14 protein-coding genes are annotated in these 15,352 nt (G+C 57.1%); 6 read left to right on the top strand and 8 right to left on the bottom strand.

Annotation, left to right across the window (positions count from 1 at the left end; all coding sequences use genetic code 11):
• Positions 1 to 18: 18 nt before the first annotated feature.
• The 5 genes from BLW70_RS20845 (at position 19) to BLW70_RS20825 (ending at position 6,226) form a co-directional block, all read left to right on the top strand.
• Entirely contained in the window at positions 19 to 1,290 is a 1,272-nt protein-coding gene (locus BLW70_RS20845) for an aminotransferase class I/II-fold pyridoxal phosphate-dependent enzyme (RefSeq protein WP_074877162.1), read from the top strand.
• A 43-nt stretch (positions 1,291 to 1,333) separates the two neighbouring features.
• Positions 1,334 to 1,669: a chorismate mutase gene (locus tag BLW70_RS20840; protein WP_139273406.1), complete on the top strand. Its 336-nt coding sequence runs from the start codon at positions 1,334 to 1,336 to the stop codon at positions 1,667 to 1,669.
• On the top strand, positions 1,666 to 3,735 hold the full coding sequence (gene pabB, locus BLW70_RS20835) for an aminodeoxychorismate synthase component I (RefSeq protein ID WP_074877158.1): 2,070 nt from the start codon (positions 1,666 to 1,668) through the stop codon (positions 3,733 to 3,735). Before BLW70_RS20840 ends, pabB begins: the two co-directional genes overlap by 4 nt.
• Positions 3,732 to 4,604, top strand: a complete 873-nt coding sequence (locus BLW70_RS20830; protein ID WP_074877156.1) for a prephenate dehydrogenase dimerization domain-containing protein — start codon at positions 3,732 to 3,734, stop codon at positions 4,602 to 4,604. The genes pabB and BLW70_RS20830 overlap by 4 nt, the downstream gene beginning before the upstream one ends.
• 92 nt (positions 4,605 to 4,696) lie before the next feature.
• The gene (locus BLW70_RS20825; RefSeq protein WP_074877154.1) at positions 4,697 to 6,226 is read left to right on the top strand and encodes an MFS transporter; all 1,530 of its coding nucleotides are present in this window, start codon (positions 4,697 to 4,699) and stop codon (positions 6,224 to 6,226) included.
• A gap of 111 nt (positions 6,227 to 6,337) precedes the next feature.
• On the opposite strand, the gene BLW70_RS20820 is transcribed toward BLW70_RS20825, so the two are convergent.
• The 4 genes from BLW70_RS20820 to glcD are packed head-to-tail and all read right to left on the bottom strand — an operon-like array spanning position 6,338 to position 10,544.
• Positions 6,338 to 6,739, bottom strand: coding sequence for a heme-binding protein (locus BLW70_RS20820; RefSeq protein ID WP_074877152.1), 402 nt, complete (start codon positions 6,737 to 6,739; stop codon positions 6,338 to 6,340).
• Positions 6,740 to 6,759: 20 nt separating this feature from the next.
• Complete coding sequence (gene glcF, locus BLW70_RS20815) at positions 6,760 to 7,977, bottom strand: glycolate oxidase subunit GlcF (RefSeq protein WP_074877150.1); 1,218 nt, start codon at positions 7,975 to 7,977, stop codon at positions 6,760 to 6,762.
• A 3-nt stretch (positions 7,978 to 7,980) separates the two neighbouring features.
• Complete coding sequence (gene glcE / locus BLW70_RS20810) at positions 7,981 to 9,045, bottom strand: glycolate oxidase subunit GlcE (protein ID WP_074877148.1); 1,065 nt, start codon at positions 9,043 to 9,045, stop codon at positions 7,981 to 7,983.
• Entirely contained in the window at positions 9,045 to 10,544 is a 1,500-nt protein-coding gene (gene glcD / locus BLW70_RS20805) for a glycolate oxidase subunit GlcD (RefSeq protein ID WP_074877147.1), read from the bottom strand. Before glcD ends, glcE begins: the two co-directional genes overlap by 1 nt.
• Positions 10,545 to 10,778: 234 nt before the next feature.
• Between glcD and glcC the strand changes: the two genes are divergently transcribed.
• Entirely contained in the window at positions 10,779 to 11,546 is a 768-nt protein-coding gene (glcC, locus tag BLW70_RS20800; protein WP_074877145.1) for a transcriptional regulator GlcC, read from the top strand.
• A 54-nt stretch (positions 11,547 to 11,600) separates the two neighbouring features.
• Here the strand turns inward: glcC and BLW70_RS20795 are convergent, their stop codons facing one another.
• From BLW70_RS20795 to BLW70_RS20780, 4 genes are all read right to left on the bottom strand, one after another.
• Positions 11,601 to 11,996 (bottom strand): putative zinc-binding protein, encoded by a 396-nt coding sequence (locus BLW70_RS20795; protein WP_074877143.1) that lies wholly within the window; start codon positions 11,994 to 11,996, stop codon positions 11,601 to 11,603.
• A 74-nt stretch (positions 11,997 to 12,070) separates the two neighbouring features.
• The gene (locus BLW70_RS20790) at positions 12,071 to 12,745 is read right to left on the bottom strand and encodes a Crp/Fnr family transcriptional regulator (protein WP_074877141.1); all 675 of its coding nucleotides are present in this window, start codon (positions 12,743 to 12,745) and stop codon (positions 12,071 to 12,073) included.
• An 86-nt stretch (positions 12,746 to 12,831) separates the two neighbouring features.
• A complete protein-coding gene (gene narL, locus BLW70_RS20785; protein WP_074877139.1) occupies positions 12,832 to 13,479 on the bottom strand; it encodes a two-component system response regulator NarL in 648 nt (215 codons plus the stop codon).
• Positions 13,476 to 15,278, bottom strand: a complete 1,803-nt coding sequence (locus tag BLW70_RS20780) for a HAMP domain-containing protein (protein WP_074877137.1) — start codon at positions 15,276 to 15,278, stop codon at positions 13,476 to 13,478. Before BLW70_RS20780 ends, narL begins: the two co-directional genes overlap by 4 nt.
• Between the last annotated feature and the right edge of the window lie 74 nt (positions 15,279 to 15,352).

Here is a 15,352-nt window from a genome sequence, read left to right as displayed (position 1 = left end):
CAGAAAGGAGCTTTAGCTATGGATGTGCAAACCAAACAAGACTGGATGAGCATTCGTCGCGGCAACACCACCGGTGCACTGGCGAAGGCTTACGAGGAAGGGCTTACAGGTTTTACCGTTGCGAGTCGTGTGGGTAAGCACATTACCTTGCAGGACGGAGGTACATTCACAGAGTTTGTTTCCTGTTCGTACTTGGGCTTGGAAACCCACTCTGCATTGATCGAAGCCGCACACCAGGCTATGGAAACTTCCGGACTGCACCTGTCGTCTTCTCGAAGCGCAATGCGCCCAAGTTACCTGCCTCAACTGGAAGAGTTGCTTGCTCAGATTTACAGAGGTTGCGGCGTTGCGGTGTTTACTTCTACCAGCAGTGTCCATTTAGGTGTTTTACCGTTGCTGGGGAGTGGTTCGTTGAGTGGGTATCCGGTCAAAAAACGAATCCACTGGCTGATGGACAAAACCGCCCATGCTTCAATGCAGGTACTTAGGGGGGTTTTGGAGCAGTTCGGACCTGTTTCTAGAGTTGAGTCCACCAGCCAAGAATCAATGACTACAGCGCTGAAAGTTTGCACCGACAAAGGTGAAACTCCTGTGCTCTTGATCGATGGAATCGGTTCGATGAGTGGTCTTGTACCCATCGCCGAGCTATCTCGGCAGCTAGAATCGGCACGGGGATACCTATACGTAGACGATGCTCATGGTATTTCGATCGTCGGACGTCATGGTGCGGGATATGCCTTTTCAGCGGTGGATCACTCATTACCTGCAAATATTATTCTGGCAGGGTCTCTCTCCAAGGCATTTGGTGGCGCGGGTGGTTTTGTCGTAGTTTCAGATCCACGGGATGTTGAAGTTATCCGAACCCTGGCCAATCCGCTGATATTTGGTCATTCCATTATGGTGCCTATGTTGGCGGCAAACGTAGCCGCGGTGAAAATCCATCTCAGTGAAGAGATCGATATGCTGCAACGGCGACTTTGGGAAAATGTCGCCCTTTTAGATTCCCTCACCGACAACCAGTTGCTCAATGCAGGTATTCAGTCACCTGTCAGAGGAGCCTTCTTTGACACAGAGGAAGCCGGCTTGCAGGCCGCGAGAACCCTGCGTGACCAAGGCATGCTGCTCTTTCCGGTGTTTTACCCAATCATTGCCAAAGGCAAAGCGATGCTGCGTTTTGCAATTTCAGCAGACCACAGTTGCAAAGACATTAAGTTATTGGGGACTGCTCTAGGGGTGATGACGAGCAGGGGATTATGGACGCCGGCTATCAATGAGCGGGATCACGCCTGACTGGCGACTCTCTTCCAGAAATTGGCTAACGGAGATGCAAAAGATGAAACAACAGGGACAGTTGTCACAGACAGGCACGTCTAACATTTTGCAGCCGCAGCGGGAGCGGCTTGATTCGATAAATTTGCAAGTCGTCGACCTGCTTTCTGAGCGAATGAAAGTGTGCATGGACATTGCCGAACTCAAAGCCGTCCATGGCATTGCGATGATGCAACCCGGACGAATTTCCTACGTGCTCGATATGATCAAGACTAGATCGGAAGCGGTAGGATTGAGGCCGGAATACACCGAGTCGATATTCAAACTGATTATAGAAGAGACGTGTATTCAGGAAGACGTCCTGATCAATCAGTGTTTGGCCATGGGGCGACCCTCATGAAAATATTACTGATTGATAACTTTGATTCCTTCACCCAGAACATCGCTCAGTATTTGTATGAGGTGACAGGTATTTGCGCGGATGTAGTCAAAAATACCCTTCCGTACAACGAATTGGGTATCGAAAATTATGACGCTGTAGTGCTGTCGCCCGGTCCAGGGCACCCTGGGCAGGAGGGAGATTTCGGTGTGTGCGGTGACGTCATCCTCCGTTCTCCTGTCCCGTTGCTTGGTATTTGTCTAGGGCATCAAGGCATCGCTCAATTTCTTGGGGGGACGGTGGGATATGCTCCCAACCCTGTGCATGGCTACCGCAGTCGGATTACTCATTCAGGCAAAGGGCTCTTTCGAGATCTGCCAGAACAGTTCGATGTGGTCAGATACCATTCGTTGATGTGTACAAGCCTACCAGCAGAGCTCCAATGTACGGCCTGGACGTCTGAAGGTGTGGTCATGGCAATCGAACACATCACCAGACCGGTTTGGGGTGTCCAGTTCCATCCCGAATCCATCGATTCAGAATATGGCCATGCGTTATTGAGCAACTTCATACGCATGGCGCTGGAACACAACGTCAGTGTCAGAGCTCACTTAGAGTCCGACACGGAATGTACGTCGTCAAAAGATGCATATGTCGCAGTAGGGGGGATGCTGAATATGCAGCTTAACTACCGCGAATTTTCCGAATGCACCGGTCCACTAACAGTATTTTCAACGCTCTATGCAGATGATCGCTTTGCTTTTTGGCTAGACAGCGAGAAGTCAGAAAGACCTAATGCCCGCTACTCGATCATAGGTAGTGGGGTGGCGCAAGGAGCGATAAGGCTTGAGTACGATGTCAACGATGAGTGCCTGAAACTTGAGGGCCCCAAGGGCAAAAAAAGCATCAAAGGAGACTTTTTTACACTGATTGCACAAATCTTCGAAGCTGTGCAGGTGGCAACCCCTCAGTACTTGCCGTTTGTTTTCAAGGGCGGTTTTGTTGGCTACCTCGGTTACGAATTGAAAGCACTGGCGGGTGGACGCAAAATTTACCGTTCGATTTATCCGGATGCTTCATTCATGTTTGCGCCGCATTTCTTTGTCTTTGATCATCATGAAGACAAGGCCTATGAATGCCTGATGACTGCGACAGGCGATGCTTTGGAATGGCCATCCTTACCTGATTTTCTCCATCGTAATGATGAGCCAGTTGGTCATTGCAGTTCGTTTATTCCAGGTGCCGTAGATCAGCTGAAGCTCTCGCTTGAGGACGGGCCAGATGAGTACATCAGTAAGATCAATCAATCTCTTAAGTACATCACCGATGGGGAGTCTTACGAGATCTGCCTGACCAATAGGGCAAAAGTGGCTTACAGCGGTGCGCCTTTGAGTGCTTATTGGCGAATGCGTCAGGCTAGCCCCGTACCCTACGGTGCCTACCTCTCGTTTGCAGGATTTTCTGTATTGAGCGCTTCGCCCGAAACCTTTCTCAGAATCGATGACAGCGGATTGATCGAGTCCAGACCAATAAAGGGAACCAGGCCGCGTAGTAATCAAATTGCAGAGGACCAAGTACTGCGGGATGAGCTACGTAGCTCGGCCAAGGACAGGGCCGAGAACCTAATGATTGTAGATTTGGTGCGCCATGATTTGAATCAAGTGTGCCGTCCAGGGAGCGTTCATGTTCCTGAGATTTTCTCAGTGGAAAGCTTTTCCTCGGTCCACCAGCTTGTCTCAACAGTTCGTGGGCACCTTCGCTCGGATATTTCAACGATCGAAGCTATTCGAGCCTGCTTCCCAGGTGGCTCAATGACGGGAGCTCCGAAGAAACGCACGATGGAAATTATTGACGTATTGGAGTCCTCTGCCCGTGGTGTCTATTCAGGCGCATTAGGATGGTTATCTTTCAGTGGTGGAGCGGAGCTGAGTATTGTCATCCGAACAGCAGTGCTCCAGGGTAACGAGGCGAAATTTGGAATTGGTGGCGCGATTGTTGCGCACTCCGATCCACAGCAAGAGCTTGAAGAAACGTTGGTCAAGGCTAGCGTGCCTTTTTACAGTTTTGTCGCAGGGAGCGAATCATGATGAGCGACACGGTTGTCGTGTTGGGGGGAGCGGGTTTGGTTGGCTCATTGATCAGCCGCATTCTTATGCAATATGGATACGATGTCCGGGTGGTGGATCGCAGGCCTTCCGAACAGGAAAGTGGCTTCTATGAAGTTGATGTCACAAGTCCGTTCAGCAATACCGGGCACATCTTCCAAGGGGCCGTGGCAGTGGTCTTTGCGTTGCCCGAAAACGTGGCTATCCGGGCAATACCCTGGGTTGTTGGCTCCGTTTCGAATGATGTTGTATTCATACCGACTTGTTCTGTTCAGGAGCCTTTTTACAGAGCATTGAAGAATGCTTCGTCGAAGCAGCCTTTCGTCGGCGTCAATCCGATGTTTTCACCCAAGCTCTCCGTTCAGGGACGCACCGTCGCAATTTGTCTGGAAGATGGCGACTCGCCTTCGACTTTCATCGAACAGCACTTGATGGGCGCAGGGATGAAGATAAAGCGAATGACGCCGGTGGCCCATGATGAGCTCATGGCGCTATGTCAGGCGCTGCCTCATGCCGCAATTCTGGGGTTCGGTTTGGCGTTGGCAAGGTCTTCACTTGATCTGGAGAGCGCTCTTGAAGTGATGCCACCACCGATGCGGACAATGATGGCGTTGCTGTCCCGGGTTCTGGTCAATCCACCTGAAGTCTATTGGGACATACAACTAGAAAATGACCAGGCCAACCGCCAGCGCGCCGCGCTGGCGGAAGGGATGGAACGCTTGATGAGTAATGTCTCTAATCAGAATTTTGACGAGTTCAGACGTGACTTACAGGGCGTTTCAGATGCTTTGGGTAGTCGTTTGAACCCGGGGGCCGTTGATTGTCAGCACGTTTTTTCATTACTGAACTGACCGAGTCCTCGCCATGGAAGCGCACTGGGTTCGTTTCACGGGTGCATTGCGAAATCTCCCGTGAGTACTTGAGGAGATAAGGAGTTTGGCTGATGTCGTTAATAAGTGAGACCGCGCAATACAGAGCAAAAACAAAACAATGGTCAGCCCTAAGCGTGCTGATGCTGCCAGTACTACTGGTAACCGTAGACAATACGGTGCTTGGATTCGCTTTACCAAAGATTGCCGAGGCCCTGAGTCCGACCGCCAGTCAACAGCTATGGATGATCGATGCCTATTCGCTGGTATTGGCGGGTTTGCTGGTGTCGATGGGTAGTCTGGGCGATCGGATCGGTCATCGAAAGTTGTTATTGGTCGGGTCTTTGGGTTTTGTCATTGTTTCGGTGCTGACGGCCTATTCCCATACGGCCATGCAACTGATTGCCGGACGAGCGTGCATGGGGATTTTCGGGGCGATGTTGATGCCTTCTACTTTGGCATTGATACGTTCGGTGTTTCTGGATCGAGAGGAGCGCAGGGTGGCTGTCGCGATCTGGGCAACAACGCTGACGGTAGGTTCAGCGCTCGGTCCTTTGGTCGGTGGGGTTTTGCTGGAGTTTTTCAGCTGGGAGGCGATTTTCCTGTTGGCGATACCCGTATTGGTGCCGTTGTTGGTATTGGGACCGGTGTTGTTGCCCGAATCCGATAAAGACAGTTCAGGGCCACTGGATCCGCTAAGTATCCTGCAATCGATGGTTGCCCTCAGTGCCATCGTTTACGGCATCAAGCACAGCGCCAGTAATGGGCTCGACTGGATGGCGCTGACAGCATTGGTATTAGGCTTGGTTGCTGGATGGTTGTTTGTACATCGGCAGTTACGTCTGCCTGTGCCGCTGATGGACCTGAGTCTGTTTCGAAGTGGCACCTTTAGCGGCTCCGTACTGATCAATCTGATGAGCCTCGCGTTCCTCGTCGGCTTTGTGTTCTTCACCACTCAGTTCTTACAGATCGTTCTTCAGATGTCACCGTTGAATGCCAGCTTTGCGTTAGTGCCTGGTCAGATCATGGCGATCGTCGTGGGAATGGCCGTCGTGCCTGTTGCGCGGCGAGTACCGGTGCATGTGCTGGTGCCGATCCTGATGGCGTTTGCCGGGGCGGCGTTTTTGTTGGTCGCCAGCATTGGCAGCAGCCTGACCGTTCTGGTGGTGGCTTTTGCCTTGCTGAACATTGGCGTGGGCGCGATCGCGACAGTATCCAACGATGTGATTTTGTCGGCTGCACCGCCGGAAAAGGCGGGTGCGGCGTCGGCCATTAGTGAAACAGCCTATGAGGTGGGTGTGGTTTTGGGGACGACGGTGCTCGGTGGTCTCGTCACGGCCTACTATCGCGGTGCATTGCAGCTGCCGGGCTTTTTGAGCGAGGTACAGACGATGCTGGCGAGTGAGACGCTATCGGGCGCTCACCATGTAGCGGTGCAGTTGTCGCAAGATCAAGCTCAAGCGCTGATGACGCAGGCGGGAAGTGCCTTCGAGGGTGGAATTAATCTGGTGTCGTGGGTGACGTCCGGCTTGGCACTCATGGCGATTTTAATTGCCTGGCGCGCTTTGCGGATACCAGGGACGAAGCTTGCTGAAGGGCAGTAATCGACACCCGCGCCATGCGCTGCAAAATTCCGACGGCCCTGTTCCTGGGTGATCACCCCCGTGTCGCAGCCAGCCATGCGCTGGCTGGAAATGTGTAAGGTCGCGTTCAGTTCATTTCAAGCATTGCGCACCGGCCTTGGCCACTTGCGCATCCTGCTCGGCTTTGACCCCGGACACGCCAACCGCACCGATCACCTGACCGTCGACAATGATCGGCACCCCGCCCTCAAGGGACGTCAGCAATGGAGCGGACAAAAAGGCGTAGCGCCCGCCATTGACCATCTCTTCATAACCTTTGGATTCGCGCCGGCCGAGGGCCGAAGTGCGGGCCTTTTCGGTGGCGATGTAGGCGCCAATCGGAGCGCAGCCGTCGAGGCGTTCGAGGGCCAGGGGATGGCCGCCGTCATCGACAATCACGATGGTCACGGCCCATTGGTTTTTCTGTGCTTCGGTGCGTGCAGCCGCGAGGATTTGGCTGACTTCGGTCTGGCTCAGTACGGCTTTGCTTTTCATGGGGACTCTCCAGTACTCGGTTAGGGCAAGGCGGCTTCGACCAGTTCGATCCAGTGCCTGACAGGGGTTCGGCCCGCACCGTCGAGGTGGGACTGACAGCCGATATTGGCGGTGACAATGACTTCGGGATGCCCGCTTTCCAGCGCATTGAGCTTGTTGTCGCGCAGTTGCCGGGACAGTTCGGGTTGGGTCAGCGAATAGGTGCCCGCCGAGCCGCAGCACAGGTGACTGTCGGCAACCGGCGTGAGGTTGAACCCAAGACTGGTCAGAATCGCTTCCACCGCACCGCCCAGTTTCTGCGCGTGCTGCAAGGTGCAGGGGCAATGGAAGGCCAGGCGTTGGGCGCTGTGGATGCCGAGTTTTTCCAGCGGTTCGTCGCGCAGCACTTCGACCAGATCCTTGGCCAGCGCACTGACCTTTTTCGCCTTCTCGGCATAGGCCGGGTCGGTGCGGAGCAAGTGACCGTAATCTTTGATGAAGGCGCCGCAACCGCTGGCGGTTTGCACGATGGCTTCGGCACCGCTTTCAATGCTCGGCCACCACGCGTCAATGTTGCGCCGGGCGCGATCCAGGCCGGCCGCCTGAGCATCGAGGTGATAATCCACCGCGCCGCAGCATCCGGCCTCGCGGGTTGCAATGACGCTGATCCCCAGTCGATCCAGTACCCGCGCGGCAGCCGCGTTGGTATTGGGTGACAGACTCGGTTGCACGCAGCCTTCGAGCATCAGCACTTGCCGGGCATGGCGAGTGACCGGGCGTGGCTTGGCCGGATAGATGCGGCGTGGCAACTTTATCTGCAAGGTGTTGGGCAACAACGCCCGGAACACCTGGCCGCTGCTGACCAGAGTTTTGAACAGCGCCGGATTGGGGACGACGCTGCGCAGTCCTTCACGCAACAAGCGCTGACCGAGTGGGCGCGGCACCGCCGCATCGACCACCGCCCGGCCGATGTCCAGCAAGTTGTGGTAATCGACACCGGAAGGGCAGGTGGTTTCGCAGTTACGGCACGACAGGCAGCGATCCAGGTGCTGTTGGGTCTTCTGCGTGACTTCGTTGCCCTCCAGAACCTGTTTGATCAGGTAGATGCGCCCCCGCGGTCCGTCCAGTTCATCGCCGAGCAATTGATAGGTCGGGCAGGTGGCATTACAGAAACCGCAGTGCACGCAGGTGCGCAAGATGCTTTCGGCTTCTTCGGCGCGGGGCAGGTGGCGGGCTTGTTCGCTCAAGGTGGTCTGCATGGGTCAAAGCTCCGCGTACAGGCGCCCGGGGTTGAAGATGCCCCGGGGATCGAGTTGTTGCTTCAGGCTCTGGTGGTAGCGCATCAGTGCGCCAGGCAAGGGTTGAAACGGACTGTCGATCAGGCCGTGGGTGTAGCAGGTCACATGCCCGCCGACTTCTTCGACGATCGAGCGGATGAACGCTGCCTCCGCGTCAGATTTGAGCCAGCGCTGCGCACCGCCCCAATCGAGCAATTGGCGGCCGGGCAGGGAAAGTCGAGGTGTGTTGTGAGGGACGGACAGGCGCCAAAGTGTCTGGTCCTCATCGAAGAAGCTCAATCGATGTTCGTTGAGATCATCCCAGTACGAGGCGTCGAGCAACTCGCCGCCCAGTCGGTCATGTGCCGCAGCCACCGAGCCTTCGCCACCCTCAAGTCGCAGGTGCAGGCGCTGCCCATCGTGGCACGCAGCACTGATCGGCAACGGCTGCTGGCCCCATTCGGCGAGGCGCAGCAAGGCGCGGTCACTGTCCATTTCCAGGCTGATGCTTAACGCTTGACGCGGCTTGGGCAGGACTTTGAGCGAGACTTCGGTGACCACGCCGAGCGAGCCGTAGCTGCCGGCCATCAAGCGCGACAGGTCGTAGCCGGCGACGTTTTTCATGACTTCGCCACCAAAGCGCAAATGCTTGCCGTGGCCTGTAATGACGCGGGTCCCGAGGACAAAGTCCCTGACGGAGCCCGACCAGGGACGCCGTGGACCCGACAGCCCACTGGCGATCATGCCGCCGACCGTGGCGCCGTCGCCGAAGGAGGGCGGTTCGCAGGGCAGCATCTGCTGCGCCGCGTCCAGCACTTCGGCCAGTTCTGTCAAAGGAGTGCCGCAGCGGGCGGTGATCACCAATTCGGTCGGGTCGTAGCTGACGATGCCTCGGTGGCTGCGCGTGTCGAGCACTTCGCCCGCCACAATGCGCCCAAGAAACGCCTTGCTGTTGGAGCCTTGAATGCGCAACGGCGTGGCGTTTTGCAACGCCTGGTTGACTTGCTCCAGCAGCGAGGCGCTGTCGTCGTTATCGTGTTCGCTACGCATCAGAAACGCTCCAGTTCAGGGAAGGGCAACTGACCCATGTGAACGTGCATGGCGCCAAACTCGGCGCAGCGGTGCAGCGTCGGGATGTTCTTGCCGGGGTTGAGCAAACCACTCGGATCGAAGGCCGCTTTGACGGCATGGAACACGGTCAACTCATCGCTATTGAACTGCGCGCACATCTGATTGATTTTCTCCCGGCCCACGCCGTGTTCACCGGTGATGCTGCCACCAACCTTCACGCACAATTCGAGGATCTTGCCGCCCAGGGTTTCAGCGCGGTCGAGCTCGCCCGGTTGATTGGCATCGAACAGAATCAGCGGGTGCATGTTGCCGTCACCGGCGTGAAAAACGTTGGCCACCCGCAGGCCGTACTCGGCTGATAACGCGGCGATCGCCTGCAGCACGCCGGGCAACTCGCGGCGCGGGATCGTCCCGTCCATGCAGTAATAATCCGGCGAGAGGCGACCCACTGCCGGGAAGGCATTCTTGCGCCCGGCCCAGAAGCGCACGCGTTCGGCTTCATCGCGGGCCTGGCGCACTTCGGTGGCGCCGGCCTGTTCCAGCACTTGGCGCACGCGGTCGCAGTCATCATGAACGTCGGCTTCAACGCCATCGAGCTCGCACAGCAAAATGGCTTCGGCGTCGACCGGATAGCCAGCGTGGATAAAGTCTTCGGCGGCGCGAATGGCCAGGTTGTCCATCATTTCCAGGCCGCCGGGGATGATGCCGGCGGCAATAATGTCACCCACCGCGCGGCCCGCCTTCTCGACGGAATCGAACGCCGCCAGCAACACTTTGGCGGTCTGGGGTTTGGGCAGCAGTTTGACCGTGACCTCGGTGATGACACCGAGCATGCCTTCGGAGCCGGTGAACAACGCCAGCAGATCGAAGCCCGGAGAATCGAGCGCCTGGGAACCCAGGGTCAGGTGTTCGCCGTCGACGGTGAGGATGTCGACCTTAAGCAGGTTGTGCACGGTCAGCCCATATTTCAGGCAATGCACGCCACCGGCGTTTTCCGCCACATTGCCGCCGATTGAACACGCGATCTGCGAAGAAGGGTCCGGCGCGTAATACAAGCCAAACGGCGCTGCAGCCTGGGAAATCGCCAGATTGCGCACCCCCGGCTGTACCCGAGCCGTACGGGCGGCGGGGTCGATGTGCAGAATAGAGTTGAAGCGAGCCATTACCAGCAGCACGCCTTTTTCCAGCGGCAAGGCCCCGCCGGACAAACCGGTGCCGGCACCGCGGGCGACCACCGCGACTTGCTGCTCATGGCAGAGTCGAAGCACGCCTTGCACCTCGTCAACGTTGCGTGGCAGCACCACCAGCATGGGCGTGGTTCGGTAAGCAGAAAGCCCGTCGCATTCGTACGGTTTGAGTTCTTCCTGTTGATGCAGGACTTCCAGATCCGGCCACTGTGTTTGCAGGGCTTGCAGCAAGGCAGTTTTGTCGACATCGGGCAGGACGCCATCGACGCGTTCATCGTAAAGAATGTTCATAGGCGGTTGACGACCCTCAGTTGTTTTTATAGGAGGTCTGTGTCCGTTTACCACTGACTTGCATCATTGGCCTGAGGCGCTCTACTGTCTATGTGTTGTTTGGCTGGTCGAACCAGTTTTTTATTCGATGGTTCTTTATTGATTTAAAAAAGATGTTCTAAAACATAAATATAGCTTGGTGTTTGAACATCTGTTGTTTTGGTAGTGAGGCTGGTCATACCAGTTGGAGAGTCGATGGAAAGGGCAGAAACGAGCCGTAATCCACAAGTCGCAGACGTGGTCTGTGAGCGTATTGAGCGTCTGATCGTCGACGGGGTACTCAAGACCGGGCAATTGTTGCCGTCGGAACGTCGTCTGACCGAAAAACTCGGCGTTTCCCGCACGGCACTTCGCGAGGGCCTGAAGTTGTTGCGCGCTCGCGGGATTATCAAGACAGAGCAGGGCAAAGGCTCTTTTGTGGCCGATCTTTCGGGACACGGTGCCGCGTCGCCGTTGATGCACTTGTTCAGCTCACAACCGCGCACACTCTACGATTTGTTCGAGGTCCGCAGCCTGCTCGAAGGCGAGTCCGCACGCCTGGCGGCGTTGCGCGGAACCGATGCCGATTTCGTCCTCATCACCCGCAGCTATGAGGCGTTGTGCAACGCCCATAGCCGTTCGCTGGAGGCGAGCGAACACGCCCGGCTCGATCACGCGTTCCACCTGGCGATTTGCGAGGCTTCGCACAACCCGGTGCTGGTGCAGACCTTGCGCTCGCTGACGGACTTGCTGCTGAGCACGGTGTTTGCCTCGGTCAATAACCTTTACCACCGCGAACCGCAAAAGCGTCAGATCGACCGTCAACATGCGCGACTCTACAACGCCGTCACCGGCCGTATGCCCGAACAGGCGCGCAAGGCGGCCATCGCGCATATCCAGAGCATTTGCGAGAACCTCAAGGAAATCGAAAGCGAGGAACAACGTCTGGTCAGGGCCACGCTGCGACTTGAAGGTTGGGCGTAAGGCCCGGTCCGCCTTCGCGAGCAGGCTCGCTCCCACATTTGATCTGCGTTGACTTCAAACCATCAGTTCAGAGGCGTGATTCTGTCGAGCATCACTGGCAATCAGCTGCCCGATCTGTACAAACAACTCATCACTCTCTGCTTGCGTGCAATCCTCGCCATAACGCTTGCGCAACCCGTAATGGCTAAGAATCAGATGCACATCCGCGTGCAGGCCATGCTGCTTCAGGCAATTTTCAACACATTGCAACGGGCAACCATCCAACGCAAAAATCCGCCGCCCCGAACGTGCCTTGTTGACCAGCGCCGCCACGTGCCCGCCGACCCCGACGATGCAGGACATTTCCGCCACGCCGCTGCGATCCAGCCGCACGGCCAGGGTGTTGGCCAGTTGGGCGACGTTGGAGCAGCCTGAGCAGGAGTAAATCAAGGGCAAGGTTGAACGGGGCATGAGCGCTCTCCATGGATGGACTTCTTCAGTGTGCAAGGCCGGTGGCGTTGCGCATTGACTGCGATCAATTCCGTCTATTGGAAGGCCGCGAGATCCTCTTCGGCGAGGATGCTGATATTGCGCCGTTCCATGGCAATCAGGCCGCTGTCCACCAGACGGTGCAGGATTCGCGAAAAGGTTTCCGGCTGAATACCCAGCTTCGAGGCGACCAGACGTTTGGACACCTGCAAGACAATCAAGCCGCTGACCGGGTTGCGTTCCTGGAACAGAAAATTGATCACCCGCCGGCTCGCACTGGCCATGGTCAAGGTGTCGATGTCGCGCAGACGCAGGTGCAAGTGCACGCTCATGCTCGCGAGGATCGCCAGGCAAACTTTTGGCTGGTCTTCCAGGGCGTTGCGGTAATGGCTGCCCTCGATACTCACCAGCACGCTGTCCTTCAGCGCAGTGGCGCTCACCGGGTAGAGACGGGCCTGGCTGAACAGCAAGGCTTCGGCAAAGGTCTGGCCGGGGTGAATGATCTCCACCAGGTTCTCCTGGCCTTCACCGGTCAGCCGGTACAACTTGATCTGGCCGCTGACCAGCAGAAAAAAACGCTTGGCCGGGTCGCCCTGGTGCATGAGCGTGCTGTGACAGGCCAGGCGCTTGAGCATGGCCAGGCCGCAGACTTCCTCGAAGATTTTCTCCGGCAACTGGCTGAACAGATGATGACGGCGCAACGTTAAAACGATGGAAGGGTGGGTCAGCATGGCGTACCTCCGCTGACGCTCATAGTAGAGAGCGCCGGCCGGATGACCTATGCCTCTGCCGGCCTACCTCCAAAGAGGCATGCCTGTCAGCCGGCATTGCGCAGATGCTCCATGGCCCACACCGCCGCCTCGACCCGCGAGCGCAAACCGAGTTTGTGCAGCAGGTTTTTCACGTGAACCTTGACCGTTCCTTCGGTGATGCCCAGCTTGTGCCCAATGACCTTGTTGCTGAAACCGCTGGCGATGGTTTTCAGCACCTGACGCTCACGCTCGGTCAGTTCCACCACAGTTTGACGCTGCGGTGAGCGCAGGGCCTGGGCCATGACCTGGGTCAGCCCCGGGCTGATCACCAATTCGCCGTTCAAGGCATTGCGGATGTACTGAATCAACAGTTCGGGCTCCATGTCCTTGAGCAGGTAGCCGTCGGCATCCAGACGCAGTGCGTCGCGAATATCGTCTTCGGCATCCGAGACCGTAAACAGCAACACCTTGCCGGTGTAGTGCATCGACCGTAATTGGCGCAGGGTTTCAATGCCATTCATCAGCGGCATGTTGTTATCGAGCAGCACCAGATCCGGTTGCAGCGGTTCGATCATGCTGAGGGCTTCTTCACCGTTATTGGCTTCGCCGACGATCAGGAAATCATCTTCAAGTTCGAGCATCTGGCGGATGCCGTGACGCATCATCGGGTGGTCGTCGACCAGCAGGATGGTGTGTTGCAGGGACGGGTTCATGTGACGCTACCTTCTGTTTGCTGCCCGAGAAACTCCGGTTGGAATTCCAGTTGGACGCGGGTGCCTTGCGGCTCCCTGGACACTATTTCGAGTTGGCCGCGCAAGCTGCGGGCGCGCTCATCCATGATTTTCAGACCGTGGTGTTCGCGTTGGTCGACGTTACCGCTGAAGCCACGTCCGTCGTCTTCGACGATGAGCCTGACGGTTTCACCGTCCTGACGCAGTTGCAGCCAGGCGTTTTGCGCATGGGCGTGGCGCAGGCAATTGGAGAGCGCCTCGCGGGTGATCTGCAAAATGTGGATCTGCTCGCTGGCCGATAACTGAAAGGCCAGTGCGTCGACGTGCAGGTGCACCTGGAATTCCCCTCGTCGGGAAAACTCCTCGGCGGTGTCCTTGAGTTCCTGTACCAGCCCCGCATCGTGAATCTGCAAGCGAAAGGTGGTCAGCAATTCGCGTAACTGGCGATAGGCATTGTTCAGCCCTTCGCGCAGTTCGGCGGTGACGTTTTCCAGGGTCTCGACCGGTTCGCCACGGCGCATCAGGGTCTGCAGGCGGCTGACTTGCAGCTTCATGTAGGACAAGGCCTGGGCCAGTGAGTCGTGCAGCTCGCGGGCGATGATCGTGCGTTCTTCGAGTAGCAGCAGGCGGTGATCCTGTTCCCGCTGGCGTTTGAGCGACAGCGAGGTGCCAATCAGGTTGGCCAGGGCCTGGATCAGTTGGGTTTCCCAGGCTTGCGTCGGGTGCCCGTCGACAAAGTGCGCCTTGAGTTCACCCAGTTCACTGCCCTGATTGCTGATGCTGAAGGTTTGCGGGCTGGCTTTATGGTGCTTCTGGCACGTGGCGCAATCGCTGCTGGCGCAGACTTCCCGGATGTTCGCGCCATGCAGAGCGAGCAACTGCTGGGCCGGTGCCTGCATTTGCCCTTGCAGGCACAGCGACAGGCGCAAGCCGGGCAAGCGTTGCTGGAAGCGCCGGATCAACTCATCCAGGCCTTCGGCATTGGCCAGGCGCGTGGCCAGGCTGCGACTGCTTTGGTACAGCAACTCAAGAGCGGCATTGGCTTGTTGCAGGTTCAGGGTTTTTTGCTGGACCTGACTCTCAAGGGTGCGATGGGAGTCTTCGATTGTCTCGGCCATGGCGTTGAAACTCATGGCCAACTGGCCCAGTTCATCCTGGGACTGATGGTTGACCCGCACCTTGAAATCGCCGCGACGAAAACGCTGGGTCGCGTCCACCAACTCTTTCAAGGGCATGACGACCCCGTACTGCAATTCGTAGAGCCCAATCAGCAGGACGAACAGGGTGGTGAACAAGGCCAGACCCTGGATCACCTGTTGCCAGCCTTGCTTCTGTTCGCTTTGGCGCTGCAACAGGTTGACGAACTGGTTCAGTCGTTCAATGAAGGGCAGGGCCTGGACCTGGAAATAGGCGGCATCGCCACGCTCCAGTGCCGGGCGCAAATCCTCGTTCCATTGTTGCTGGATTTGCTCGTAGCTGAGTTGCAGCGCGGTGGTCGGACCATCTTCCAGTACCGCCTTGAGTGACTGGCTGTTGAGGCGGGTTTGCAGGCTGTCGCTGACGGCGATGATTTCTTCGCCGGTTACCCCCGCGGCCAGTTTCCAGCTCAGGTGGTAGGTCTCCATGCGCACCGAGCCGGCGGTGTTGATGGCGGCCGCATCGCCTTGGCTGAACCAGGCGATCAGTCCGGCGCTCAACGAACTGGCGAGGGCGAGGACGGCGATCAGGATCACCGCCAGCCCGGCGCGAGCGGGCAGGGAGCTGCGCAACCAGCGGATCATCAGCGCAGGTCCCGGAAGAAATCAGCAAAACAGCACACGTGGAGCTCCAGGAAGGGGTTTTGCCGCCGATCCCG

This window comes from Pseudomonas frederiksbergensis, from assembly GCF_900105495.1.
Taxonomy (GTDB): Bacteria; Pseudomonadota; Gammaproteobacteria; order Pseudomonadales; family Pseudomonadaceae; genus Aquipseudomonas; species Aquipseudomonas frederiksbergensis.
Note: the sequence above shows the minus strand (reverse complement) of the source record. Positions and strands in the feature narration are given on the sequence as shown.

Coding starts and splice junctions, on each gene's coding strand:
- BLW70_RS20845 (WP_074877162.1), top strand. CDS start 19: ATGGATGTGCAAACCAAACAAGACTGGATGAGCATTCGTCGCGGCAAC.
- BLW70_RS20840 (WP_139273406.1), top strand. CDS start 1,334: ATGAAACAACAGGGACAGTTGTCACAGACAGGCACGTCTAACATTTTG.
- pabB (WP_074877158.1), top strand. CDS start 1,666: ATGAAAATATTACTGATTGATAACTTTGATTCCTTCACCCAGAACATC.
- BLW70_RS20830 (WP_074877156.1), top strand. CDS start 3,732: ATGATGAGCGACACGGTTGTCGTGTTGGGGGGAGCGGGTTTGGTTGGC.
- BLW70_RS20825 (WP_074877154.1), top strand. CDS start 4,697: ATGTCGTTAATAAGTGAGACCGCGCAATACAGAGCAAAAACAAAACAA.
- BLW70_RS20820 (WP_074877152.1), bottom strand. CDS start 6,739: ATGAAAAGCAAAGCCGTACTGAGCCAGACCGAAGTCAGCCAAATCCTC.
- glcF (WP_074877150.1), bottom strand. CDS start 7,977: ATGCAGACCACCTTGAGCGAACAAGCCCGCCACCTGCCCCGCGCCGAA.
- glcE (WP_074877148.1), bottom strand. CDS start 9,045: ATGCGTAGCGAACACGATAACGACGACAGCGCCTCGCTGCTGGAGCAA.
- glcD (WP_074877147.1), bottom strand. CDS start 10,544: ATGAACATTCTTTACGATGAACGCGTCGATGGCGTCCTGCCCGATGTC.
- glcC (WP_074877145.1), top strand. CDS start 10,779: ATGGAAAGGGCAGAAACGAGCCGTAATCCACAAGTCGCAGACGTGGTC.
- BLW70_RS20795 (WP_074877143.1), bottom strand. CDS start 11,996: ATGCCCCGTTCAACCTTGCCCTTGATTTACTCCTGCTCAGGCTGCTCC.
- BLW70_RS20790 (WP_074877141.1), bottom strand. CDS start 12,745: ATGCTGACCCACCCTTCCATCGTTTTAACGTTGCGCCGTCATCATCTG.
- narL (WP_074877139.1), bottom strand. CDS start 13,479: ATGAACCCGTCCCTGCAACACACCATCCTGCTGGTCGACGACCACCCG.
- BLW70_RS20780 (WP_074877137.1), bottom strand. CDS start 15,278: ATGATCCGCTGGTTGCGCAGCTCCCTGCCCGCTCGCGCCGGGCTGGCG.